At 64.1% G+C, this 23,605-nt stretch carries 17 protein-coding genes; 6 read left to right on the top strand and 11 right to left on the bottom strand.

The window, feature by feature from the left end; genetic code table 11:
* A complete protein-coding gene (locus P9875_RS04125; RefSeq protein ID WP_278317645.1) occupies positions 1 to 3,141 on the top strand; it encodes an efflux RND transporter permease subunit in 3,141 nt (1,046 codons plus the stop codon).
* A gap of 184 nt (positions 3,142 to 3,325) precedes the next feature.
* Here P9875_RS04125 and P9875_RS04120 read toward each other — a convergent pair whose 3' ends face one another.
* Together P9875_RS04120 and P9875_RS04115 are read right to left on the bottom strand one after the other, a co-directional pair.
* The gene (locus P9875_RS04120; RefSeq protein ID WP_035824298.1) at positions 3,326 to 3,835 is read right to left on the bottom strand and encodes a hypothetical protein; all 510 of its coding nucleotides are present in this window, start codon (positions 3,833 to 3,835) and stop codon (positions 3,326 to 3,328) included.
* A 122-nt stretch (positions 3,836 to 3,957) separates the two neighbouring features.
* Positions 3,958 to 4,194: a hypothetical protein gene (locus P9875_RS04115; RefSeq protein WP_152598828.1), complete on the bottom strand. Its 237-nt coding sequence runs from the start codon at positions 4,192 to 4,194 to the stop codon at positions 3,958 to 3,960.
* Between the two features lie 211 nt (positions 4,195 to 4,405).
* Between P9875_RS04115 and P9875_RS04110 the strand changes: the two genes are divergently transcribed.
* The gene (locus P9875_RS04110; RefSeq protein WP_278317644.1) at positions 4,406 to 4,780 is read left to right on the top strand and encodes a hypothetical protein; all 375 of its coding nucleotides are present in this window, start codon (positions 4,406 to 4,408) and stop codon (positions 4,778 to 4,780) included.
* On the opposite strand, the gene P9875_RS04105 is transcribed toward P9875_RS04110, so the two are convergent.
* The gene (locus tag P9875_RS04105; RefSeq protein ID WP_278317643.1) at positions 4,781 to 7,825 is read right to left on the bottom strand and encodes a sensor domain-containing diguanylate cyclase; all 3,045 of its coding nucleotides are present in this window, start codon (positions 7,823 to 7,825) and stop codon (positions 4,781 to 4,783) included. It lies immediately after the preceding gene.
* 224 nt (positions 7,826 to 8,049) lie between these two features.
* Here P9875_RS04105 and P9875_RS04100 point away from each other — a divergent pair, with 224 nt between their 5' ends.
* Positions 8,050 to 8,769 (top strand): helix-turn-helix domain-containing protein, encoded by a 720-nt coding sequence (locus P9875_RS04100; RefSeq protein ID WP_176390737.1) that lies wholly within the window; start codon positions 8,050 to 8,052, stop codon positions 8,767 to 8,769.
* On the opposite strand, the gene P9875_RS04095 is transcribed toward P9875_RS04100, so the two are convergent.
* Together P9875_RS04095 and queC are read right to left on the bottom strand one after the other, a co-directional pair.
* A complete protein-coding gene (locus P9875_RS04095; RefSeq protein ID WP_278317642.1) occupies positions 8,753 to 9,670 on the bottom strand; it encodes a sterol desaturase family protein in 918 nt (305 codons plus the stop codon). The two genes, P9875_RS04100 and P9875_RS04095, sit on opposite strands and share 17 nt — an antisense overlap.
* Before the next feature lie 81 nt (positions 9,671 to 9,751).
* On the bottom strand, positions 9,752 to 10,465 hold the full coding sequence (gene queC / locus P9875_RS04090) for a 7-cyano-7-deazaguanine synthase QueC (protein ID WP_278317641.1): 714 nt from the start codon (positions 10,463 to 10,465) through the stop codon (positions 9,752 to 9,754).
* Between the two features lie 221 nt (positions 10,466 to 10,686).
* Here queC and P9875_RS04085 point away from each other — a divergent pair, with 221 nt between their 5' ends.
* Complete coding sequence (locus tag P9875_RS04085) at positions 10,687 to 12,594, top strand: autotransporter assembly complex protein TamA (RefSeq protein ID WP_278317640.1); 1,908 nt, start codon at positions 10,687 to 10,689, stop codon at positions 12,592 to 12,594.
* Positions 12,595 to 12,602: 8 nt separating this feature from the next.
* Positions 12,603 to 17,018 carry a translocation/assembly module TamB domain-containing protein gene (locus P9875_RS04080; RefSeq protein WP_341353816.1) on the top strand — a complete coding sequence of 1,472 codons (4,416 nt, stop codon included), beginning with the start codon at positions 12,603 to 12,605 and terminating at the stop codon, positions 17,016 to 17,018.
* Positions 17,019 to 17,187: 169 nt separating this feature from the next.
* Here the strand turns inward: P9875_RS04080 and P9875_RS04075 are convergent, their stop codons facing one another.
* Positions 17,188 to 17,427 (bottom strand): hypothetical protein, encoded by a 240-nt coding sequence (locus tag P9875_RS04075; protein WP_034753464.1) that lies wholly within the window; start codon positions 17,425 to 17,427, stop codon positions 17,188 to 17,190.
* Between the two features lie 24 nt (positions 17,428 to 17,451).
* On the bottom strand, positions 17,452 to 17,604 hold the full coding sequence (locus P9875_RS04070; protein WP_168208500.1) for a hypothetical protein: 153 nt from the start codon (positions 17,602 to 17,604) through the stop codon (positions 17,452 to 17,454).
* Between the two features lie 154 nt (positions 17,605 to 17,758).
* Here P9875_RS04070 and P9875_RS04065 point away from each other — a divergent pair, with 154 nt between their 5' ends.
* The gene (locus tag P9875_RS04065; RefSeq protein WP_035824281.1) at positions 17,759 to 18,277 is read left to right on the top strand and encodes a hypothetical protein; all 519 of its coding nucleotides are present in this window, start codon (positions 17,759 to 17,761) and stop codon (positions 18,275 to 18,277) included.
* A gap of 6 nt (positions 18,278 to 18,283) precedes the next feature.
* On the opposite strand, the gene P9875_RS04060 is transcribed toward P9875_RS04065, so the two are convergent.
* The 4 genes from P9875_RS04060 to P9875_RS04045 all read right to left on the bottom strand — a co-directional run bounded on the left by P9875_RS04060 (position 18,284) and on the right by P9875_RS04045 (position 23,599).
* Positions 18,284 to 19,093, bottom strand: a complete 810-nt coding sequence (locus P9875_RS04060; protein WP_278317639.1) for a hypothetical protein — start codon at positions 19,091 to 19,093, stop codon at positions 18,284 to 18,286.
* An 87-nt stretch (positions 19,094 to 19,180) separates the two neighbouring features.
* Entirely contained in the window at positions 19,181 to 19,759 is a 579-nt protein-coding gene (locus tag P9875_RS04055; RefSeq protein WP_341353815.1) for a nucleotidyltransferase family protein, read from the bottom strand.
* A gap of 4 nt (positions 19,760 to 19,763) precedes the next feature.
* Positions 19,764 to 20,762, bottom strand: a complete 999-nt coding sequence (locus tag P9875_RS04050) for a DUF4424 family protein (RefSeq protein WP_278317638.1) — start codon at positions 20,760 to 20,762, stop codon at positions 19,764 to 19,766.
* A gap of 5 nt (positions 20,763 to 20,767) precedes the next feature.
* On the bottom strand, positions 20,768 to 23,599 hold the full coding sequence (locus P9875_RS04045) for an ATP-binding protein (protein WP_278317637.1): 2,832 nt from the start codon (positions 23,597 to 23,599) through the stop codon (positions 20,768 to 20,770).
* Positions 23,600 to 23,605 lie beyond the last annotated feature (6 nt).

Genomic DNA, 23,605 nt, shown 5'->3' with positions numbered 1-23,605 from the left:
ATGTTTGAACGTTTGATCCGCTTCGCCATCGACCAGCGCTGGCTGGTGATGCTGGCCGTGGCCGCCATGGCTGGCCTGGGCATCTACAGCTATCAAAAGCTGCCCATCGACGCCGTGCCCGATATCACCAATGTGCAGGTGCAAATCAATACCCAGTCCGCCGGCTATTCGCCGCTGGAAACCGAGCAGAGAGTCACCTTCCCCATCGAAACGGCCATGGCCGGCTTGCCGAATCTGGAGCAGACGCGCTCGCTGTCACGCTATGGCCTGTCGCAAGTGACCGTGATCTTCAAGGATGGCACGGACATCTATTTTGCACGCCAGATGATCAACGAGCGCTTGCAGGAAGCCAAGGAAAGCTTGCCGGCCGGCATCACGCCCAAGATGGGTCCCGTCTCCACGGGCCTCGGCGAAATCTACCTGTGGACGGTGGAAACGCAGGACGGCGCGAAAAAGCCGGACGGCACGCCGTACACGCCGACGGACCTGCGCGAAATCCAGGACTGGATCATCAAGCCGCAGTTGCGCAACGTCACGGGCGTGACGGAAATCAATGCCATCGGCGGCTACGCCAAGCAATACCAGGTGGCGCCGTATCCGGAAAAACTGGCCGCCTACGGCATCAGCCTGCAAGACGTGGTGACGGCGCTCGAACGCAACAACAGCAACGTGGGCGCCGGCTATATCGAAAAGCAGGGCGAGCAATTGCTGATACGCGCACCGGGCCAGGTGGCCTCCAAGGACGACATCGGCAACATCGTCGTCGCCAATGTGCAGGGCGTGGCCATCCGCATCCGCGACGTGGCCGACGTGGTGCTGGGGCGCGAATTGCGCACGGGCGCGGCCACCGAAAACGGCCGCGAAGTGGTGCTCGGCACCGTCTTCATGCTGATCGGACAGAACAGCCGCGCCGTCTCGCAAGCGGTCGATAAAAAGATGATCGAGATCAACCGCAGCCTGCCGAAAGGCGTGCACGCCGTCACCGTGTATGACCGCACGGTGCTGGTCGACAAGGCCATCAATACGGTGAAGAAAAACCTGCTCGAAGGCGCCGTGTTGGTGATCGCCATTTTGTTTTTGTTCCTCGGCAATATCCGCGCGGCCGTCATCACGGCCATGGTGATTCCGCTGGCCATGTTGTTCACGTTTACGGGCATGGTGCAATACCATGTCAGCGCCAACCTGATGAGTCTGGGCGCGCTGGACTTCGGCATCATCATCGATGGCGCCGTGGTGATCGTGGAAAACTGCGTGCGCCGCCTGGCCCATGCGCAGCAGAAACTGGGACGACCGTTGACCTTGCAGGAACGTTTCCACGAAGTGTTTTCCGCATCGCAAGAGGCGCGCCGTCCCTTGCTGTACGGCCAGCTGATCATCATGGTCGTGTACCTGCCGATCTTTGCGCTGACGGGCGTGGAAGGCCGCATGTTTACGCCGATGGCGCTGACGGTGGTCATCGCCCTGCTGGGCGCCATGCTGCTGTCGATCACCTTCATTCCGGCCGCCGTGGCGCTGTTTATAGGCGACAAGGTGGCGGAGAAGGAAAACGCCATCATGCGCACCGCCAAGCGCTGGTATGCGCCGCTGCTGGACAAGGTGATGCGCAACACGCCCGTCGTGCTGACGGGTGCGGCCGTGGCCGTCGTGCTGTCAGGCTTGCTGGCCACGCGCATGGGCAGCGAATTCGTGCCCAGCCTGAACGAGGGCGACATCGCCATCCAGGCCCTGCGCATCCCCGGCACCAGTTTGACGCAATCGCTGGCCATGCAGCAGCAGCTGGAAAGCAAGCTGATGGCAAACCACAAGGAAATCGCCCGCGTCTTCGCCCGCACGGGTACGGCCGAGATCGCGTCCGACCCCATGCCGCCGAATATTTCCGACGGCTACATCATGCTGAAACCCCGCGATGCATGGCCGGAACCGGGAAAATCGCGCGAGCAATTGCTGGCGGAAATCGAAGCGACGGCCACCAGTTTACCCGGCAACAACTACGAGTTTTCGCAACCGATCCAGCTGCGCTTCAATGAACTGATTTCCGGCGTGCGCAGCGACGTGGCCGTGAAACTGTTCGGCGACGACATGCTTGTCCTCGACAGCACGGCGGCGAAGATCGCCGGCGTGCTGGGCAAGATTCCTGGCGCAACAGAGGTGAAAGTCGAGCAGACCACGGGCCTGCCCATGCTGACGGTGCAGATCGACCGCGAGCAGACGGCCCGCTACGGCCTCAACATTGCCGACGTGCAAGCGGCGATTGCCACGGCCATCGGCGGGCAAGAGGCGGGCACCCTGTTCCAGGGCGACCGCCGCTTCGACATCGTCGTGCGCCTGCCCGACAGCCTGCGCAGCGACCTGGAGCAGTTGAAACGCCTGCCCATCGCCCTGCCCCTGGGCGCGGCGGCGGAAGGCCGTGCCCGCTTCATTCCGCTCGGTGAAGTAGCCAGCCTGCAAGTCGCGCCGGGGCCGAACCAGATCAGCCGCGAAGACGGCAAGCGCCGCATCGTCATCAGCGCCAACGTGCGCGGGCGCGATATCGGCTCGTTTGTGGCGGACGCCACGCAGCAGCTGCAAGCGCAAGTGGCCATTCCCGCCGGCTACTGGACCAGCTGGGGCGGCCAGTTCGAGCAACTGCAATCGGCCACGAAACGCCTGGAGCTGGTGGTGCCCGTGGCCTTGGCACTCGTGTTCGTCTTGCTGTTCGCCATGTTCGGCAACGTGAAGGATGGTTTATTGGTGTTCAGCGGCATCCCGTTCGCATTGACGGGCGGCATCGTCGCCCTGTGGCTGCGCGACATCCCCATGTCGATCTCGGCGGCCGTCGGCTTCATCGCCCTGTCCGGCGTGGCCGTGCTCAACGGCCTCGTGATGATCGCCTACATCCGCCAGCTGCGCGAACAGGGTATGCCCTTGCAAGAGGCGATACGCGAGGGAGCGATCACGCGCTTGCGGCCCGTGCTGATGACGGCGCTGGTGGCCTCGCTGGGTTTCGTGCCGATGGCCATCGCCACGGGCACGGGCGCCGAAGTGCAGCGTCCGCTGGCCACCGTGGTGATCGGCGGCATTTTATCGTCGACGGCATTGACCTTGCTGGTGCTGCCGCTGCTGTACCGGCTCGCGTATGCCGCAAGAGGTAGGTCGGATTAGCGCGCAGGCGCGTAATCCGACACATTGTTGACGCCGCTGGTGGCGTCGGATTACGGCCTTTCAGGCCTAATCCGACCTACGCCCTGCCGCTGCTGTACCGGCTCGCGTATGCCGCAAGAGGTAGGTCGGATTAGCGCGCAGGCGCGTAATCCGACACATTGTTGGCGCGGGTGGTGACGTTGGATTACGGCCGGCGGTAGCCGCCCTCGATCCAGTTCGCCGCTGACGTGGCATTGAACTTGAACGCGGCCGAGGTGCGTACCTTGGCGATCTGTTCGCCGTCGGCGTCGTAGGCGCTCAGTTCCGCGTACGGGTGGTCTTCGTCGGGCACGATGTCGAACATCACCTTGACTTGCCCCTCGTCGGTGGCGACGAACAGGTTCTTGTGCAGTTGCGCATGCAGCTGCTGCTCGTGGCGGCGCAGCACTTCCGACGCCGTCTTGACCAGGGTATTGAACGCGTTCACGTCGAGCGGCTTCGGGTTTTTCTTGTCGCGGCCCATGGTCCACGGACCCACGAGGGCCGGCTCCGGTTCGCCATCCTTGATCATGGCCACGGCCCAGCCTTCATCTTCCTCATTCTTGATCACCCTCGCCGTCCAGCCGTTGCCTACCCACAGGCGCGGCTCCTGGATCGGGGCGTCATTGTCTGGCTCGGCTGCTTCGTCGGAAAAGTCGGGGAAATCGGTACTCATGGCGGTGCTCGTGGTGGAAGGTCGGGGCTAGCATGATAGTCGAAAACGCCCTCCCGTGCCGCATCGCCGGAAGCGAAACGGCACGTCCTACGGCACGAGCCAGCCTGCCACCAAGGCAACTGTCAGCACATGGACATGGCAGGCCGGTTGGGCCAGGTCAGCGGCGGGCCAGGCGGTACCCAGCGCGGGTCGATGGCCGGCAGCGGCGCATGGTAATTAAAGGGATTGATGATGATCGGCGGTATCGCCGATGGCGCGCCGACGGGCTCGGCGCAAGACTGCGTGGCGCTACGCTGGCGCGTGCTTCGATGGTGGGAAAGGGATAGCGATTGATCCCCGGTATCTGCAAACAAAAGCATGTTGCCCTCCTTGCGAGAGTGAGGTATTCAGTATAGGACGGCTTGCGCACATTACAAGAAAAGAAATCTTGTTCCAGATCAGCGTTTTTGCCCCGCCAGCGCCTTCCATACCGTGAAAATGACGGCCTGTCGCACGCCGCTGGCGGCCAGCCGGGCGCGCGCCTACAGTGTGACCATGCAAGACCCCATCACTCACACACCGAGGCTTACCATGAAAAAATTGCTCACCTTCGTCCTCATCGTCATGCTCGCCTGCCTGTTCCTCGACAAGATCAGCGGCAGCGACATGCACATGCAGTTCAACGGCGACGATGTCGACGGTCCGCTCGAGTGGCTGTTCGGCCTGGTGTTTGCCGGCGGCGGCTTGCTGGTCGCCGCCATTGCGGTGGTGTGCGCCGCCGTCGTCACGGGCGTCGTCCTGGCGGGAGTCGGCGTGGTGCTGATCGCCGTGGTGGCCCTGTGCGTGGTGCTGGCGCTGGCCTTGAGCACGCCCGTGCTGCTGCCGCTGCTGATTCCCGTCGCCATCGTCTGGCTGATCGTCAGCCGCAACCGCAAACAGGCGCAAGCGCGCCAGCAAAGCCTGTAATCACTGTGCCATGAACTTGCTGAGCACGCCGTCGCCGCCGCCGTCATTCTGCTCGATGCGGTTGCGCCCGCCCCGCTTGGCCCGGTACAGCGCCTCGTCGGCGCGTGCCAGCACGGCGTCGCAATCGGCATCGGTACCGGCCATGGCGGCCATGCCGATGCTCACCGTAATGGTGATCACGATGCCGCCATCGATGGTCAGCGAACTTTCCGCCACGCGCCGGCGCAGCCGTTCCGCAAACACGGCCGCCGCCGCCAGGTCGGTACCAGGCAGCAAGATGGCGAATTCTTCGCCGCCCACGCGGCCCGGCACGTCGACCTTGCGCAAGGCCTGGCACATCAGCGCGCCCAGGTGACGCAGCACGGCGTCGCCCACGGCGTGGCCATACTCGTCGTTGACGCGCTTGAAATGGTCGATGTCGAGCATCAACACGCTGGCGCAGCTGGCCAGCTCGCGCTGCAAGCGGGCATGCTCGTTTTCCAGCGACGCCATGAAGTGGCGCCGGTTCGGCAAGCCAGTTAAAAAATCCGTGGTGGCCAGTTGCAGCAGTTCCGCATTCATGCGCTTGCGCTCGGTGATGTCGAGCGAGGACACCATGACGAAATCGAGGCTGTCCGCATGGCCGGGCATCACCAGCAAGCTCAATTCATTTTGCCGCGCCGCCCCGTCGAGACGCACGAAGCTGCTTTCGCACTCGAACAGGTGGGCGCCGCCAGCCAGCGCCAGCAGCGCATCGCCGAAGCGGGGCAAGGCGCTGTCGTCGAAATTCTGCGCCAGGCTCAAGGCGCCGCGGCGCTGGTCGTCCTCGTTGGCGCGCACCTGCGCCAGCGCGGCGCCGTTCGCATCGATGATGCGCACCAGGTCCGCCAGTTGCCGCAGCGCGTCCGGACTGGCCTGGAAATGGGCGCCCAGGTCGCGCACCCCCGCTTGCTCGAGGGCATCGAGCGCGGCGCGCACGGCCGACCAGTCCTGTTCCCACAGGGCCACGGGCGCATGGTCGTACAGGCTGCGGAAACGCGCTTCGCCCGCGCGCAGGGCCAGCGCCACCTGCGCCTGTTCGATGGCCATGCCGGCCAGGTGCGCCGCCTCGCTCAACCGCGCCAGGTGCGCCGCGCCCGGCAAGGTGGGCTGGCGGTGATACGCCATCAGCACGCCCAGCAGCTTGCCCGAGCCGCCACGCACGGGTTCGGCCCAGCACGATTGCAACTGGGCCCGCCACGCCAGTTCCATCGTCTCTTGTGCATCGGCAACCGTATGCAAGTCGCCGACGATCACGCGCAGGCCGTCGCGCAGGGCTTGCGCGGCGATGCCATGCACGCCCTGCAGGGTGTCGAGGTCATGGCCATGGCTGGACAGGTTGAAAAACGCGGGCAAGCTGGGCGCGGCGCCCAGCACCAGGCGGTGGCGGCTTTCATCGAGCAGCAAGATGCTGCACAGCATGGCCGGATGGTCCGCTTGCACGCTCAGCACCACGCTTTCCAGCACCCGTTCCAGCGGCGCGCCCGTGGCCAGCATTTCCAGCACTTGGCGCCGAGTATGCTCGCGCCGCTCCATCTGGCTGCGCTCGCTGATATCGCGGAAGGTCCACAGGCGCGCCTGCTCATTGCCCAGCTGCATGCTGCGCACATATTGCTCGACCACCCGACCATCGCGCAGGTGCAGCACGTCGCGCCGCTCGCGGTGGCCGTGTGGCGCGTGGGTGCGTGCCCCGAGGAAAGGCGCGGCCTGCTCCAGCTGGCTTTCCACATGGCGCACCAGCGCCGCGCCATCGGCTTGCCAGTCGAGCGCATCGGGCACTTGCCACAAATCGCGGAAGCGCCGGTTCGAGGTGAAGATGCGGCCATCGATATTGTCGACCAGAATGCCGTCGATGGTCGAATCGAGAATGCTGCGCAGCATGGCCTGGCTGCGTTGCGCCGCCTCGGCCATCGCCAGCACGCTCGCCTGCCCCTGCTCCAGCTGGCCCGTCAGTTCGCTCGAACGCGCCAGCGCCGCCTGGGCGCGGGCGCGGCCCGCCGCCAGCAGCCACGTGGCCAGCGCTAGCACGATGCTGGCCAGCAGCCCCGTCCAGGCCACCAGGCGAGGGCGCGCCAGCAATTCGCCATCGAAGCCCGGCATGGTGCGCACGCGCAAAGTCCAGGCATGGCCGGCGATGCTGATCGCTTGCCGCGACACCAGGCTGTCCGAGGCGGCAGACGACAGGGCGCCCGGCAAGCTGTCATACATCAGGGCCGCCTCGGACAATTGCGCGCCGTCATAGATTTCCAGGTCCAGCTGGCGCGCGCTCTCGCCGCCCACGCCCACCATCAGGTCGCCCATGCGAAATGGCGCAAACACCCAGGCGCGCAAGGCGGCGCGCCGCTGCGCCACGCTACCATGCAGCAAGCCATTGTCATACACGGGCAAGACGACCAGGAAGCCATGCGCCTGGGCGCTGCCGCCATCCTGCACCAGGTGGATCTTGCCCGTCATGGCCGCTTGCCCCGTGTCGCGCGCTTGCTCGAGCGCGGCGCGGCGCACGGGTTCGGAGCCGATGTCGTAGCCGAAGGCCAGCAGATTGCTCTCGCTTAACGGTTCCAGATACGTGATGGGCGCATGCCAGTCGCGCTGGCCGTGCGGACGCACCGCATAGCCGGGATAGCCGTCCGCGCGCACGCCTGCCTCGTGCCGCGCCAGGGCGGCGCCGGACAACAGGGGCAGGTAGCCGATGCCGTGGATGCCAGGAAAGTGGCGATCCACCTGCTGCGCCGCCAGATAGGCATGGAATTCGCGGCGCGTGACTTCCTGCGAACTGGCATACAGTCCCTGCACCCCGTGCAGCACCTGGATGTAGGTCTGCATGCGGCCGACAATGTTATTAACCAGTTCGCGCACGCGGAAATCGAAATCGGCCTGCACCTGCTGTTCGCTGGCGTCGTCGGCATTGCGCCAGGCGCCATACGTCAATCCCAGGCACAGCGCCAGCACCAGGGCGGCCAACACGCGCGGTCCCACCCAGTGCGACACTGGCCGGGCAAACCACGACGAAGACGCGCGTGTAGGCATGACAGGCTGACAGGCAGAACGGACATCAAACCGCTACACGACCAGCAACATGGCTGGCGGCGGGCTGCACGATTACCATCGGTAGTCGATGAGAATGATAGTACGTTACAGCGGGCGCCCTTGCAATGCTGAATATTGTATGAAAAAAATCACATATTTCGTCAATGCAACGATGTGCACGCCAGGAAACTTCGTTGCCGTGAAAACCATCTCCGCCGGCTGGTATGATCGCCCCGCAATCCATCACCGAGGAGCCGCGTTTGCAGCACGATAGCTGGCAGGGAACACTCTGGCTGGCGCCGGACTTTGCCATCTTGCATGGCGCAGCGGGCGCCACGGATAGCCACGCCCATTATGCGCACCAGCTGATGCTGAGCACCGGGGCGCCCTTCACGGCCGAGCTCGACGGCATCGTCCACACGGCGCGGCACTTGCTGGTCGACAGCCTGCGCCCGCACGCCATCCTCAGCGCACCGGCGCCCATGCTGACCATCTATGCGGAACCGCAACGCCTGGGCGGCGCGGCCCTGCTGGCGGCGGCCGGCGGCGCGGGCGTGCCCAGCCTGGACAATCTGGCCGCAGCGCTGCAGGCGCAGCCACGCGAAGACTTGCCCGATCCCCGCTTGCGGCGGGCGCTGGACAAGGTCGACGCGCTGCTGTCGGGCAAGGTCAGCGCGGCGGCCGTGGCCGAGGCAGCGCATTTGTCGCTGAGCCAGCTGGAACGCCTGTTCAGCGCCCAGCTGGGCCTGCCCGTGCGGCGGCTGGTGCTGTGGCGCCGCCTGCGCCTGGCCATCCGTTTTATATTGCTCGGCAGTACCCTGACGCAGGCGGCCCACGGCGCCGGCTTTGCCGATGCCGCGCATTTTTCGCGCACCATGCGCAGCCTGTTCGGCGTGCGCGCCGACCGCAGCTTGCGCCAGCTCAACGTCAAGCTGCTCGATTGATGACGCGCTTGAGCGCCTGCTTCAAGCCGGCCGGCAACTCGGGCGCGCGCACGCCCTCTTCCGCGCGGAACGGTTCGATCAGTTGCGCCCCATACGCGGGCGGGTAGTCGGGACGGCTGCCGATGCCCAGATCTTCGCCCCGCATGCGGTAGCCGGGCGCGTCGAAGGCCGTGCCCAGCAAGCGGTCCCAGCAGGTAAAAAACAGGCCGAAATTCACGTCGCCGGCCGTGCCATACTTCATGTGGTGGAAACGGTGCAGCGGCGCCCAGGCGAATACGTGGCGCAGCGGGCCCATGCGCATGTCGACATTCGCGTGCTGCAGCAGCAACTGGATCGCCACGGCAAACGCCAGCACGGCCATGACAGCTTCCGGTATGCCCAGCAGCAACAAGGGTAGCATGCCGCCCGCCGCTTCCAGCAACAGGTGCAAGGGGTGTTTCATCCAGCCATTGAAACCGTACATGCGCTGCACACTGTGGTGCACGGCATGCAGTTTCCACAGAAAGTAATAGCGGTGGCTCAGGTAATGCACGAGCGTGATGCCGCAGTCGGCAATCAGGATGGCCAGCAGCAGCTGCGTCCAGAGCGGCAGCTGGACAGGCCAGAATGCGCCCAGCGCCAGGTGCCCGGCCAGCAGGGGAAAGGCAGCCAGACCCAGCAGGTACAGCGCTTCATTGACGAGCGCATGCAGGCTGTCGCGCCAGCCGTCGCCGTGACCGTCGTTCCACGCGCCGTCATACGGCGCATAGCGTTCGGCAAGAAAGGACGTGAGCAGGGCCAGCAGCAGCAAGGGCAGCAAGACCCAGAAGGAATAGTGGCACACCGCGATCAGATAACTGGCGGCGCCGATGAAGCCGGCCCAGAACGCGGGGCCGTACAGCGCGGCAAAGAGGGATTTCATGGCAAGACGCTCCTGTGGCAAAAACCACAGCATGGCTGCTCTCTCCGCCGCGCCGCTTGAAGAAACGGCGCAACCTGTTTTTTACTTTGCTGCCTTGCGCGCAGCGTATTGCTGGTAGCCATTCGCGCGCAGGGCGCAGGCGGGGCAGGTGCCGCAGCCATAGCCCCAGTCGTGCAGCTCGCCCCGTTCGCCCAGGTAGCACGTGTGCGTGCCGCTGCGGATCAGGTCGACCAGCGGCTGGCCGCCCAGGTCTTCCGCCAGGTCCCAGCTTTGCGCCTTGTCCAGCCACATCAGCGGCGTTTCCAGCTTCAAGCGCGTATTCATGCCCAGGTTCAGGGCCACTTGCAGGGCCTTCATCGTATCGTCGCGGCAATCCGGATAGCCGGAAAAATCCGTCTCGCACATACCGCCGACCAGCACCGTCAAGCCGCGGCGATACGCCACGGTGGCGGCCACCGTCATGAACAGCAAGTTGCGTCCAGGAACAAAGGTGTTCGGCAAGCCGTTTTCCTGCATGACGATCTCGACGTTCTGCGTCATGGCCGTGTCGGAAATGGCGGAAATGAGCGACAGGTCGATCATGTGATCCTGGCCCAGGCGGCTGTCCCACTCGGGCGACTGCTGGCGCATCTGTTGCAGTACGCCGGGGCGCACGGTCAGCTCGATCGCATGGCGCTGGCCATAATCAAAGCCGATGGTTTCGACGCGCTTATAGTGCTTCAAGGCCCAGGCCAGGCAGGTAGTGGAATCTTGTCCACCGCTAAACAGCACCAGTGCGGAGTCCGTTGCTAGCATAAATTTTCTTTCTATGTTTTTATCTGTTGCAATAGTGCGTGGGGAAACGAATTCCCCCTGCAAAAAATACTTATTCGTCCGCCATCAGTTTACCTATTCCGGTAACATGCAGTCAGCATTTACTCATCTGGAGCACCATGTTTTCTGCACGACCCATACGGCATACGGCTGCCGGCAAGGCGATACGACCACGAATTTTGGCACAAGTAGTGACAAAAGCAATGGGTCAACTGACACTGGCTGCCGCCGGCGGTGCCATATTGCTGTTTCCCATCGCCCATGCCGGCGCGCAGGAGGCGGTGCAAGAGCGCCCGCAAGACGCCCTTGCCGACAGTCCCGCCAGCACGGAAGCGGCGCCCGCCCCGCTGCAGTACGAGGTCAAGGTCAACGCGCCCGGCGACCTCGATGAGTTGCTTGAAAAAAACCTGGACCTGGAACGCTTCCGCGGCAACCCCCGCATGGACCGCGAGCAATTGCGGCGCCTCGTACGCGCTACGCCCGAAGAAGCCAAAAACCTCATCGCCACGGCCGGCTATTACACGCCCGTCGTCACGGTGCGCGTCGATACGACGGGCGCCAAACCCGTCGTCATCGTCGACGTCGATCCGGGCCAGCCCGCGACCATCGACAAGGTCGAACTGGAATTGCGCGGCTTCGATCCCACGCCGCCGCTGGCCGCCAGCGAACCCTACGATACGGAAGCCCTGAAACGCAGCTGGGCCCTGAAGACGGGCAGCGTGTTTCGCCAGTCCGACTGGGAAGCGGCCAAGCGCGCCCTGCTGCGCGAAGTCGTGCAGACGCGCTACCCGCGCGCCCAGCTGGTCGACACGCAAGCCGTGGTCGACCCGGAAACGCACAAGGTCTCCCTGCTGGTGGTGCTCGACAGCGGCCCCGAACTGCGCTTCGGCGAGCTGCGCATCGAAGGCCTGAAACGCTACCCGGAAGCCATCATCCTCAACCTCGACAAGATACGTCCGGGTGAATACTACAGCGAATCGGCGCTGCAATCGTTCCAGGCGCGCCTGCAGGACACGGGCTACTTTGCCAGCGTGGAAGTGAGCGCCGACATGAGCAGCATCCTGGGCGAACAGATCGAAGCGGGCCAGGAAAGCCAGGCGGCCGAGGCCGAAGGTGCCTCCGTGACGAAACCCGCCAACCGCGGCCCCGCGCCGCTGTTGCCGCTGGTCGTGCGCGTGACGGAAAACAAGCAGCAGAACGTCAGCGCCGGTCTCGGTTTCAGTACGAATACGGGCAATCGCGCCCAGCTCAACTATGACAACCTGAACGTGTGGGGCACGCGCTTCAAGAGCGCGATCACCATGGAAACGAAGAAACAGGCGGCGCACGCCAATTTCTACTTTCCGACAACCGAGCGCGGCTACAACGACAGCGCGGGCGCCTCGTTCGAACGCAGCGACATTTCCAACGAAATCACGGCCGTCACCACCCTCTCGGCCAAGCGCAACTGGGGCGGCACCAACCTCGAGCGCAGCCTGACGTTCGAGTTCCTCAGCGAAGACAAGACCGTCGTCGGCCTGGAACAGACGCGCAGCAAGAGCTTGCCGTTGACCTATGCCATCACCAAGCGCAGCCTCGATAGCCTGCTGTTTCCCACCAAGGGCTATGTCATCAATGCCCAGGTGGGCGGCGCCCTGCTGCCCGTGCTGACGGACGAGCGCTTCGTGCGCGTGGCCGGCAAGGCCGTGTATTACCGTCCGCTCGGTGAAAAAGGCGAGCTGATCGTACGCGGCGAAATGGGCGCGCTCGGTTCGAAGGAAAAACGCGGCGTGCCGGCCGTCTACCTGTTCCGCGCAGGCGGCGACCAGTCGGTGCGCGGCTATGCCTACCAGGAACTGGGCGTCAAGGAAGGCGACGCCACGGTTGGCGGACGCTACATGCTCACCGGCAGCGCCGAATACCAGTACTGGTTCAAGCCGAAGTGGGCCATTGCCGCCTTCTATGACGCCGGCAACGCGGCCGATACCGTGAAGGTGGCCATGACGCCGAAATCGGGCTATGGCCTGGGCGGGCGCTACAAGAGCCCCGTCGGCCCCATCAATGTCGACGTGGCGTACGGCCACGCCGTCCACGCTTACCGTTTGCACTTCTCTCTGGGATTCACTTTCTGATGTCCGATATGACTACCGAATCGCCCGGCGCCGTCCCTCCGCCGCCGGCGAAAAAACCGCGCCGCTGGGTGCGCTACACACTGATCGCCATCGCCAGCCTGGCCGTGCTGCTGGGCGGCGCCTTCTGGTTCCTGGGCCGCGAATCGACCTTGCAGATGCTGGTGCAAAAAGTGGCCAGCGCCAGCGGCGGCGACATCGAAGTATCGGGCGTGTCCGGCTCGCTGTACAACCGCATGCACCTGGGCCACGTCAGCTACCGCAGCAAGACGCAGCACATCACGGCCGACAATATCGACATCAACTGGTCGCCGTTCCAGTTCTTCTCGGAAGGCATCGCCATCAGCGAACTGCACGTGGCCAGCCTGTCCGTGGAAAGCACGGCGCCGTCCGAGGAACCGTCGACCATGCCCGCCAGCCTGGCCGCGCCGTTCAAGATCGGCATTGCCGACGCGCGCCTGGACAAGGTGACCCTGGTCAGCGCGGGCGGCAACACGGTGTTTGAAAAGATCCACTTCACCTTGTCCGGCGACAAGACGCAATGGCAGCTGGAAGACGCGTCGGCCCTGACGCCATTCGGCCAGGCCACGGCCAGCGCGACGATTGCCGCCACGCAGCCATTCAAACTGTCAGGCAAGGCCGGCTTGACGCAGCTCAAGGCCGCCGCCGGCGAAAAACCGGCCGCCCTGGCGCTGCAGCTGGGCGGCGACCTGAACGTGCTGAACGTGACGGCCAAGGGCAGCGCGGGCGCGGCCACGGCCGACGCCCAGCTGGCGCTGGCGCCGTTCGATCCCGTCATCATCCTGCGCTCAGCCAATATCCGTGGCCGCAACATCAATCCGGGCAAGTTTGACGCCACCTTGCCGCAGGCGGACCTGAGCCTGGAACTCGACGCCGCCATCGACACGCGGCCAACCAAGCAAACCGTGTCAGGCAAGCTGGCCATCCTCAACCACGCCACACCGGGCCCCATCGACCAGCAAAAGCTGCCGCTGCGCCAGTTCGAAGCGCGCCTGGGCGGCACCCTGACGGCCACCACGCTCGAGTCGGCCATCATTGATTTCGGCAACGCGGGCAAATTCACGGGCAGCGGCAAGCTCAACCGCGACGCTGTCGATGCGCCCATCGGCAATGCGCAATTGACCCTGCACACGGACAAGATCGACTTGCAGCACATGTACAGCAGCATCAACAGCACCAAGATCGTCGGCGACATCGTGCTCGACAGCGACGGCAAGACGCAAACCCTGCGCGCCAAACTCGGTGAAGCCAAGCTGCGCCTGGATGTGGAAGCCACCCTGGCCGATTCCTTGGTGCAATTGCGCAAGGCGACCTTGCAAGCAGGCAAAAGCAGCGTCAATGCGACGGGCCAGATCAGTCTGAAGGATGAACAACCGTTCAAGGCCGTGGCCAGTACCAGCCGCCTGAACCCTGCCGACTTCGGCGCCTTCCCCGTGGCCGACCTGAACCTCGACGTGCGCGCCAGCGGCCACGTGGCTCCCCAGTGGCTGGCGAATGCGGACTTCACCGTGCGCCCCAGCAAGCTGCTTGACCAGCCGTTGTCCGGCAAGGGCAAGCTGACGGCCGATGCGGCCCATTTCAGCGGCATCGACGTGCAACTGGCGCTGGGCAAGAACAACGTGACGGCCAAGGGCAACTTTGGCGGCGCCGGCGAAAAACTCAACTGGAACGTCGATGCGCGGCAACTTTCCGCCTTGCAGGGCGACTTGCTGGGTAGCGTGCTGGCCAGTGGCGTGGTGCAGGGCACCCTGCAGCAGCCGCGCACGAGCTTTGTTGCCGATGCGAAAGGATTGGGCCTGACCAGCGGCAAGCGTCCCGCAGCGGACAGCGCCATCCACGCCAGCGGCGACGTGGGTTTGACGGGGCCGAAGCAGACAGCGGAACTGAAAATGACGGGTTCCCTGCAAAAGATCAACCCGGCCGCGTTTGGCGCATCACTGCCCAACGGCAACGTCAATGCGGATTTCAACGGCAACGGCCGCCTGAGCGGCGACTGGCAAGTGGCCCTCAACCTGGCCTTGCGCGAATCGACCCTGCAAAATGCGCCGCTGGCCGGCTACGCCAAACTGTCGGCCAACGCGAAACGCATCGACAGCGTCGATACGGAATTGCGCCTGGGGCCGAACAGCCTGCTGGCCAAGGGCGCGCTCGGTGGCGCCACCGACAAGCTCACATGGAAACTCGATGCGCCGCAACTGTCGACCCTGGGCCCGCGCTTTGCCGGCGTGCTGCAGGCAGCCGGCTCCGTCTCGGGCAAGATGGATGCACCGGCAGCGCAACTGACGCTCGATGGCCGTGACCTGACCTTCTTTGGCGACCAGCAACTGAAATCCATCAAAGGCAGCGCCAGCGTGGGCGCCGGCCAAGGCGCGCTCGACCCCATGGTCAGCAGCCTGGACATCACGGGCTACAGCACGCCCACCTTCAAGCTGGCCAGCGCCCGCCTGGGCACGACGGGCACGCGCGGCAGCCATACGGTGAACCTGGCGGCGCGCAACGACGATTTCGACGCCAACGTGCAAATCCGCGGCAGCCAGAGCGGCGCCAGCTGGACGGGCACCATCGACAGCCTGCAAAACAAGGGCCGCTATGCGCTCGTGCTGCAAGCGCCCGTGCCCGTCAAAGTGGCCGGTCCCGCCGGCAGCGGCGTGGCGGGCCTGGGCCAGCCGGAACAGATCAGCGTGGGCAACACGGTCATCAAATTACCGGCAGGCAGCATCACCATGCAAAGCCTGGTCAAGAACGGCCCCCGCTGGACCAGTTCCGGCCAGGCGGCCGGCGTGGCGCTGACCTATCTGGCGCAAGTGATTCCGGCGCTGCAAGCCAATGCGCGTAGCGACCTGACCCTGGGCGCGCAATGGTCGCTCGACATGCAGGTGCCGACGGCCAAGCAGAAAGACCCATCACTGGCCGGCATGCTGCACATCTACCGCGAAAAAGGCGACGTGACGGTGGGCGTGGAACAGCCGCTGGCGCTGGGCTTGCGCACCCTCGATGCGAGAGTGGACGTGGCCAACCAGCAATTGCGCCTGGCCGTGAAACTGGACGGCGCGCGCGCAGGCCAGAGCGACATCAATGCCACCGTGCAAATGCTGGGCGGGCGCATCAGCAACGACAGCGCCCTCTCGCTGACGGGCACCACCAGCATCGATACACTGGCCTGGCTGGCGCCGCTGACGGGCCAGCCAGGGCTGGAACTGGGCGGCGCCTTGAAGGTGGCCCTGTCCGGCAGCGGCACCATCGGCGCACCGCAATTGAATGGCGACATCAACGGCAGCAAGCTGCTGGTAAACTGGGCCGACCAGGGCTTGAAATTGCGCAATGGCGTGCTGCAAGCCAAGCTGGCCGGTGATCAATTGCAACTGCAGCGCCTGAGCTTTGACGGCGGCGATGGCAAGGTGCAGGCAGATGGCTGGGTACGCTTTGCGAATGGCGAGGCGAGCCTGGAACTGAAATTGATGGCCGACCGCCTGCAGGCGCTATCGCGCCCCGATCGCACCTTGATCCTGTCGGGCAACAGCACCCTGGTGCGCAACGACAAGCGTTTCAGCTTCGAGGGCAAGTTCAAGGCCAACCGCGCGCTGATCGAACTGGCACCGCAGGATACCCCGACGCAAAGCAGCGACGTGGTGGTGCTGGGCAAGGAAGTCAAGGGCGGCAAGGAAGCGCCCACACTCCCCCTGAATATCGACCTTGAATTCGACCTGGGCAACGCCTTCCACCTGCGCGGCATGGGCATTGATGCGGACCTGGCCGGCAATGTGCGCGCCAGAGTCATCAACCGCGCCGCGCCGCGCGTGACGGGCAGCATCAAGGTCACCAGCGGCCAGTACGCGGCCTACGGGCAAAAGCTGTCGATCGAACGGGGCTTGATCGCCTTCACGGGCGCCTACGATAACCCGTCGCTGAATATCCTGGCCGTGCGCAAGCGTCCCGAAGGCGAAGCCTTGTCGGAAACGAACGTGGAAGCGGGCGTGGAAGTGCGCGGCACGGCGCAGGCGCCGACAGCCAAGCTGGTGTCCACGCCGAGCGTGTCGGACAGCGACAAGCTGGCCTGGCTGATCCTCGGCCACGGCGCGGAAACGGCGGCCGGCGATGAAATGGCCTTGCTGACGACGGCCGCAGGCGCCCTCTTCGGCGGCTCCGGCGGCGGCTTGCAGGGCAAGCTGGCCAGTTCGCTGGGACTCGATGAGGTGGGCCTGTCGCAGGCGCAAGGGCTGGAAAGCACGGTCGTCACCGTCGGCAAGCGCCTGTCCTCGCGCGCCTACCTGACGTTCGAACAAGGCACCAGCACGGCGACGAGCCTGGTGAAACTCCGTTATAAACTGAACCGCCGCATCACCTTGCAATTCCAGACGGGCACGAACAATGCGCTCGACGTGTTGTACACGTGGGCGTTTGATTAGATTGGCGGCCAACAATGTCGTCGGATTACGCGGGGCGTTGCCCCACTAATCCGACCTACGCTCCATGTGCATGCGCGTAGGTCGGATTAGCGGCGCAGCCGCGTAATCCGACACTACCAGAAACACAAAGGGCGCCTCGGCGCCCTTTTGTTTGACTGCTGCAAACAGCTTACTCAGCCACGTCGAGCCCCCGCTCGATCATGCCTTCGACATACGCGCGCAGGTATTGTTCCAGCGCGGGGCCGGACAGCACGTTGGCCGTCAGCGCGCCGTGCGGCGAGCCCTTCAGCACGCCGTCGTGATACACGCGCGCAATCCAGGCCACGTCCGCGCCCTGGGTGTAATCGAGTTCATAGTCGAACGATTCTCCGCTGACTTTGCGTGTGTAGACTTCCTTGACAATTGCCATCTAAAACAGCCTTTCTTGACGAGATTAACTGGGATGCGGGTGCGGCACGGGATCGTCCTGCGGCACCGGGTGCACGGGCCCCGGATGGTGCCCGGGCGCTTCTTGCGGCTCCGGCGCCGGCATGGGTTCATCGACGGGCGCCGGGTCGGGCGCGCGGTGGGCATGGATGACTGACATGGCTGGCCTCCCTGCAGACAAAAGAAGACCATACCACGAGATGCCCGCCGCCTGCCATGTAAATGTCAACATGCAACCTTTAGCGTTTGACAAGCATCGCCGCCCGTCCCCATCTGGCTTACAATCACTGTTTTACCCGTACCCGATTGCATACATGGAAACCACCACCCTCGCCCTGCTGTTACTGGTCCCGCTGCTGGTCTGGCGCATTTATTCGCGCCTGAAGAAACTGGTGGCGCGCCAGAAGTCGCAGCTGTGGCGGCACTGGAGCGTGGCGATCGCGTTTCCCGTACTGCTGTTGTTTCTGGCGACGACGACGAAATTCGACGTCCTGCCCCTGTCCAGCCTGGGCGCGGCGGCGCTGGCCGGCGGCTGGCTGGGCGTGCTGGGCCTGAAGCTGACGCGCTTCGAGCACGTCGGCAAGGACTTTTTCTTTACCCAGCACCGCTACCTGGGCCTGGCCATCACGATGCTGTTCATCGCCCGATTGCTGTACCGCGGCATGGAGATTTACCTGAACTCGCGCCAGGACGTGCCCGTGCCGCCGCCACCGTTCGGCCAGAGCCCGCTGACCATGGCCGCCTACGGCCTCGTCATCGGCTACTACGCCGTGTATGCGTGGGGCCTGGTGCGCTGGCGCCAGCGCAACAAGCCCTTGCAAGCGGCCGAATAAGCCGGATCAGTAGTACTGGCACAGGCCAGTACAGCTCGTCACCGACAGCGCCTGGCGTATCGTCGCCAGCGCAGGCGCCAGGGTGGGATCGAGGTCCTTGTCCGCCTCGGCCAGGCTGGTCAGCATGCGCTCGCGCAAGGGCGGCGCCATCAGATTGGCATTCGCCGTGGCGTGCTGCGCCGCCGCTGCCAGCATGACCTTCTTCTGCGCCCCATTCCAGTACGGCACCTGCACGAACTGCACCACGTTCGCAAACATGGTGCTCGATCCCTTGCTGAAGGCGCGGGCGCGCATGCGCTCGGCACCGCTCACGTCCTGCGCCGGCTGCGTGCGGAACTCGGCTTCCATCAAGCCGATCAAGTGCGCATGGCAATGTACGCCGAAGGCAAACAGGGCGGCCATTTCATCGCCATAATTGGCCAGGTTCTGCGTCACCTGCTCCCGGCGCGCCTGCTGCAGCTCCGCGCCGGACAGCAGCAGCGGCCGTTGCAAGCCAAACGTGTAATACGCCTTGCCCAGGTTGGTTGCCCGCTCGCACAGGGCCACGCTCTGGTTCATGTCCTGCAGCGCCGCGACGGGCGCCTGGAACAGGCGCGGGCCATCGGCGACCTGGGCAAACAATGCCGCCACGCCAGGGTTGGCCAAACGCGGCAAGCTGCCATCGGCAGTGGACGCGGCCACCATCGCTTCCAGGCGCGAGGCAGCTTGCTGGAAATCGGTATAGCTGTCGGCCCAGGCGGCAGGCGCCACGAGGGCGGAGGAAAGGCAGAACAGGCGCCCGAGGCGGCGCAGCGGCGTAGAAATCAAAAAGGACATGGGATCAGGAAAACACTATTGAATAATTGGTAATTATAGGCAATCTGTATCCACAGTGCATTTAATTGCCTTTGCGATAATACTTACCTAAGCGATGAGGGTGACGCGCGGCCAGCGCGCCGCATAGTCCTTGCTGGCCAGGCGCTGCGCATAGCCGTCCAGGCTGATGCGCGCCGGGTTGCGCCGCACCACCATATTGAACAGATCATCGAGGCCATGCGGCGCGACGATGCCGATCTCGCCGTCAGGCTGCAGCCAGATGCCAACCGAGGTGGCAAATTCGGGCCAGGAAGCGATGGCGTCGTCGAGCGACAGCAGCGGCGGCACGGCATAGCCAAAAGCATCTTCGAACCACAGGTGCACCCGCGCCTGGTTGCAGACCTCCCACGGCACGCCGGGCAACGCAGTTTCCAGGCGCTGGCGCAGTTCCACCTCGCGCCGGGGTTGCAAATTGTGCGCATCGAAATACGCCACGTCGACGTCGCTCAAGACCGACGGTTGCGCGTAGCCGTGCAAGGCGTCCCACACGAGGTTGCGCACGGCGCCGGCACCGATGCAGCAGTGGGGCAAGCCCAGCTGCGCCACGGCTTGCAAGGCTTGCATGCACCACGGTGTGGCGCGGGCGATGGCGCGCAGACGCACCGCCAGTGCCTGCTGCTCGCTCACGTGCTCACGGCCGGATCTGCGGCGCCACGCCGTCGTGGGCACCACCGATCTCGACATTGCCAAAGTACACGTCCAGGTCCTGTTTCGGATGGAAGTTGCGCAGCTTGACTTGCAAGGTGGTGGGGTTGATTTTCGTAAACGTACCGGGGAAGCACAGGCTGACCAGCTCGTCCGACTTGCCCTTGATCAGGTTCAAGGTAAAGTCTTCGATGCCATTCTTCCATGTATTGCCCGTCGTCAGAATGTACGAGACCCACACGGCATTGACGAAGCCGCTTTCACCCTGCTTGGCCGCCAGGCGGTTCCACGTCTTGTAGAAGGCCTTGTCGCCGCAGTATTTCTTTTCAAAGGCATTGCCATCGCCCAGGTAAGAAGCGCCAGGACCGGCCGCGACGAACGGCGCATATTGATGGCGCACGCGCACGACTTTGCCGGCGGGGAATTTCTGCTGCCACAGGTAGATGACTTTCACGGTCCAGGCCGGCACCCATTCCTCGTCGTACAGCTGGGCCAGTAGGCCTTCACGGATCATGATCTTGCTCTGCGCGGCCGTCAGCGGCGTCACTTTCTTGTCGAACGGCGTGTGCGAGGGGAAATACGCAATTTGCGCATCCGACAATCCCAGCTGGCGCAAGCGGGCCGTCACGTCCTCGGCATCGAACTTGGCGACAAAGGTGGTTTTATAATCCTTGCGCTTGCCATCCACGTCGACAGTAAACTGCTGCGGCTGGCCATAATACGTGGGCGAGCCGTGGTAGCCGGACGCGTATTCTGGCAAGGGGAAGAAGATCGTCTCTTCCACATCCCTGGCCGATTCATTGAGGAATTCATACTCGACCTTGATCAAGTCCGTGCTCACGCTGAGCACTTCCTTTTTCATGGCCACGGCATCCGTCTTGCCGAACAGAATGCCGCCCGCGCTCACGGAACCGATGCCGTCGTTGGCCACGGCCGTGCCGGCCAATGCCAGCGACAGGGCCGCGGCCAGAATGAGCTTGCCCATGGCCATCACGCCACCTTGCCCGATACGGGATCGACGCGGCGCTGCAGCACGAAAATCGGTTGCGCCCATTGGGTATCCTTTTTCTTCTTGCTGGTGATCAAAGTGAGCTCCGACGGATCGTAGACATCCGTGTTGTGCGTCAACGGCGTCGTCATCAGGTATTGCGCTTCCGTATTTTTCAGGAATTCGCCGACCAATTGAATGTTGCGGATATCGAGGTGGGCAAACGGTTCGTCGATGAAGACGAAGCCGCCGGAACCGTCTTCCGATTTCAGCAAGCCGATCAGCAGCACCAGCGACTTCATCACTTGCTGGCCGCCCGACGCTTCGCCATCGTTCATGCCGATCACGCCCTTGCCGTCGAACTTGAAGCGCACGTGCAAGCCCGCCTGCGACAGCTGCACGTCGTCGTTTTCCAGGCGCACGGGGTCGGCATGCACTTCGATGCCGGCCAGTTCACCCAGTTCCTTGATGTTCTTGCTGTAGGTCTTGATGGTGTAGCGCAAGCGCTCCATGTAGGCGCCGCGGGCATTGCCCGTCGCTTCGATGGCGCGGTTGTTCTGGTAGCGGCGCTCGTCCGTTTCCGACTGGCGGCCATGCAGCTGGTCCGACAAACGGTGATGCTGGTCGATGACGGTGGCGTCGAGTTCCCAGTCGTCGCGCGCCAGGCTGTTTTGCAGGCTGGCCACGCGCAGATCGACCTGGTGCGCATTCTGGTGCTCGGCCACCAGGGCCGCGCGGCGGGCGGGACGGCGCCAGCTTTTCGGCAGGTGGCGCCACGCATGGCGCAAGGCCAGCAAGGCGCGCGCATGCTCGGCGCGCTGCTCAATTTGCTTCTTGTAGCCCAGGCGCGACCCCGCTTCCGCTTCCGACAAGGCCAGGCGCGCGTTTTGCCACACGGTATCGGCACGCGTGCGCGCCACCGTGGCGTTCTTGGTCAGGTTTTGCAGCTCGCCCAGACGGCCGCCCACTTCCAGGCGCTCTTCCTTGAGCGGCTTGGAATTGCGCAGCGCTTCGGCGAATTCTTCCTGACGCGCACTGAGTTCCTTGGCCGCGTCGACGCCGGCGATGCGCGCTTTCAAGGCGCCCACTTCGGCCGCCAGCTTCGAGATCGCCAAGGTGAGCGTGTCTTCCTGGCCTTCCAGACCCGGCAGGGAGCGCAGCAGCGCTTCCAGGCGGCCGCTGCGGCCAGCCTGGCCGAAGCGGTAGCGCGACGCTTCCACGAACAGGGAGCGACCGCCGCGGCGTTCGCGGTGATACGCCTCGGGCGTGATCCATTCCTCGTGGTTGCCCAGCTTGAAGCCGGCTTCGACGGAATCGACACGCGCAATGCGCGACAATTGCTCGATCAGCCAGCTCGGCACGGGCGCGGAAAATTTCACCACGGCCAGCAAGCTTTCATCTTTCGCCACTGGCGCCGTGACGAGGTCGGGCACGATGAAGTGGCGGTAGCGTTCCTTCTCGGCCAAACGGTAGGCGGCAGCCGCATCCTTGGCCTTGTCGAGCAGGACGACCGAGGCGTAACCGCCCAGTACGCCTTCGACGGCGCCCTGCCAGCGGCTGTCCGTCACTTCGACGATGTCCGACAGCATCGCGTGGGGAATACCCGCGTCGCGCAGCGCGCGGCGCATGCCGCGCACATTGTCCGGCTCCGGCATGGCCGTCTTGCCTTGCAATGCTGCAATCGTCGCCTGCTCGCCCGCGATGCGGGCCGACAGGGCGTCGCGCTGCTGGCGCTGGCGCAACAGTTCCGCTTCCTTCTGTTCCAGCTGGGCCGCCACTTCGGCGATGTCGCTGCCCGAGTCCGCCGCCAGCTTGTGCAGGCGGTCTTTCTGTTCCAGCAGGCTGTCCAGCGGTTTCAGCTTGCTATTGATCAGGGACAAACGGCTCTGCAAACCGATCGATTCCTGTTCCAGCAAGGTCTCGTTCATTTGCGCGTCGGACAGGGCCTTCGCTTGCGCGGCCAGCGCATTGCGCTTGTCCGTCAGTTGCTGATCCGCCTGCGCCATCGGTTTGCGCGCATCGCGCAATTGGCGGCTGGCGATGGCCGCCTTTTCGCGCGCCTCGTGGTACTGCAGGCTGGGCAGCACTTCTTCCAGCAGGTTGCGACGTTCCTTATGCAGGCCTTCCCACTGGTGGTAATTGGCCACACGCAGGCGCAAGCCTTCCAGGTTGGTTTTCGACGCTTCGAGTTCCGTTTCGAAACGCTTCAGTTCCACTTCCGTGTCGCGCTGGTGGCGCTTGGCTTCATCGTAGGCGTCCAGCACTTCCTTGTCGCCAAACACCTGGAACACCAGGTCGAGCAGCTGGCGCGGCGCGTATTCGCACAATTTGTCCGTCTCGCCCTGCTCCAGCGCCAGCACTTTCGACATGGCCGGCGACAGCCCTGCATTGGCCAGGCGCTTGCGGTAGTTTTCCACGCCGAGCCAGTCGTTGGCATCCGTAATGTCTTCGATCTGCACATTGCCCGGACGCATCAGATACTGGCGCTTCCAGTCGCCGCCATTTTTCTGGATCTGGCAAAACAGCGTCACTTCATCATCGCTGAAGAAGCCGGAACTGCGGAACGGACGGTTCGACAACTGCTTGCCCACGTTCTTGTTGTCGACCACGGCGCGCAGCCAGGCCGTCTGCTGGCCCGAATGGCGCGCATAGTGTTTATAGGTGCGGCCCATCGAGCAGTCGAGGCCGAACAGGGTGCGCAAGGCGTCGAGCAAGGTGGTCTTGCCGGAACCATTCTGCCCGGCGATGGTGATGATCTTCGCGTCGAGCGGAATATTCTTGATGCGCTGCCAGTAATCCCAGTGCACCAGTTCAAGTGATTTGATATGAAACATGGGCGC

The sequence above is a fragment of the Janthinobacterium rivuli genome (assembly GCF_029690045.1).
Taxonomy (GTDB): domain Bacteria; phylum Pseudomonadota; class Gammaproteobacteria; order Burkholderiales; family Burkholderiaceae_D; genus Janthinobacterium; species Janthinobacterium rivuli.
This window is presented reverse-complemented; position numbering and strand designations above follow the sequence as displayed.